Origin of the sequence: Streptococcus sp. HMSC064D12 (genome assembly GCF_001837205.1) — a bacterium.
In the GTDB taxonomy this organism is placed as follows: Bacteria; Bacillota; Bacilli; order Lactobacillales; family Streptococcaceae; genus Streptococcus; species Streptococcus salivarius_D.
In genome coordinates this window covers 10,233-12,009 of record NZ_KV831717.1, presented here as the reverse complement: position 1 = coordinate 12,009, position 1,777 = coordinate 10,233, and the positions used below count along the sequence as shown (strand labels likewise).

The following is a 1,777-nucleotide window of genomic DNA, read 5'->3' as shown; positions in this document are numbered from 1 at the left end:
GGGGAAAGTATGCACTTAATTTGACAATTCAAGCTCTAGAAAACTAATAGCTCTGGTGGTGGGGTTAAAAGGTTTTTAGAGATGTATCAAAAAAGGTTGCTAATGAAATAGTGAGTATCGTGTTCCCTTGCATCTCAATATAAACGTCAAATAATTTATGGTAAGTTCAAAGCAAGTATAGCTCGAATCTTACGTTTATTATATTGGCAATACGGTGTAGAAATATACGAAGTGGGCTCTTGCCCAAACCATACTTATATGTAGGTCAGTATACCAGCAAAACTAGGCATTTCCTCTTTTATGGGATACGTAAAAAGAGTAGCTTAATAATATTCGAGTGATATGCTAATTTCAGGTATAAATATGGGAATCGCAAATTTTGGTGTCAAATTTTTTATGTTGATACGGTGGTTCGGGATCAGGAGCAAATTGAAGAATTTATTCGTAATCAATAATAAGAAGACGTGATAGCAGCTCAGTCTTTGTGAGGATTATGATTCGTTTACGGGTGAGAAGAATAAAAGAAAGTAGTCTCGATAAGACCAGCTAGCAAAGGTAGTGCTGAAGGAAAACAATTTGTTAGGCCTTGGTCGTTAGCATAGACATTCAGTCGAAGAACAAACCGCTGGTGATATGACCTGCACCCCAGAAGTTAGACAGAAAAAATCTAACTCTTGGGGTGTTTTTATTATGAAATTATGAGGATAAAGTTCTTATCTATGAACTGAGAAAGCAAGGGGGAAAGCTTTAAGCGACTTTTAAATCAATTTGGGATAAATATTTCTAATCTTAAGTACCTGATTAAATTGATTGATCGCTACGGAATAGAAATCGCCAAAAAAGGAAAGAATTGTTACTATTCTCCTGAATTAAAGCAGAAAATGCGGTTCTAAAAAATGAGAGTACTCCGATTGAGGGAAGAAAAACGGAAATTGTCCGAGGATTGGTAACTGAGTTTTCTTTAGACATGCTTCTAAAGATTATTAAGCTTGCCCGTTCAACTTATTATTACCACTTAAATTAGCTAGATCAAAGCGATAAGGATTATGATATTAAAGCTGAAATTCAAGCTATTTTTACTGAGCATAAAGGAAATTACGGCCATCGTCGAATGACTTTTAAATTACGAAATCGTGTTTTTGGGGTCAATCATAAGAGGTGCAGCGGTTGATGAGCGTACTTGGTTTAATGGCTAGAATTTGCTGTAAACGCAAGTATTCTTCTCACAAAGGAGATATTGGTAAGAAAGGTGATAACCTTGATTCAACGCCAGTTTGAAGCTTCAAAACCAATGGCAAAGTGCTATACGGACGTGACAGGATTTGCCATCCCAGCAAGCACTCAAAAGCTTTATTTATCACCAGTTTTAGATGGTTTCAACAGTGAAATTATTGCTTATAATCTTTCAACGTCACCGAACTTGAAACAAGCTATTGTAGACCATATTGATTATTACAACAACAAACGTATTAAGATAAAACTGAAACTTTCTAGCCAAGGACATATTACCAAACGTGGGAATCCCTATACCAGAAATATTCTCTTTAAGTGCATTCATAACATAGCTTCAGCTAGCCACACCAATCTTTGTCATATCGCAGACTTCTATGAGAAACGGAAAAGACAATCGCAAGTGACTTCAACCAAACCACACACGATTGCCTCTATACATCGTCTTATTAGAACAATGTATTACCTCATAACGCATAACAAACTTTACGATTATACTTCTACCCAAAATCGGTAAAATTGTTTATGCCATATTATTGTAACGCCT

2 pseudogenes are annotated in these 1,777 nt (G+C 35.8%); both read left to right on the top strand.

Annotation, left to right across the window (positions count from 1 at the left end):
* Positions 1 to 129 precede the first annotated feature (129 nt).
* Positions 130 to 531, top strand: a pseudogene (tnpA, locus tag HMPREF2697_RS10635) (IS200/IS605 family transposase); the annotation flags it as partial.
* Positions 532 to 715: 184 nt separating this feature from the next.
* Positions 716 to 1,747 (top strand): annotated as a pseudogene (locus HMPREF2697_RS10335) (IS3 family transposase).
* Positions 1,748 to 1,777: the final 30 nt, after the last annotated feature.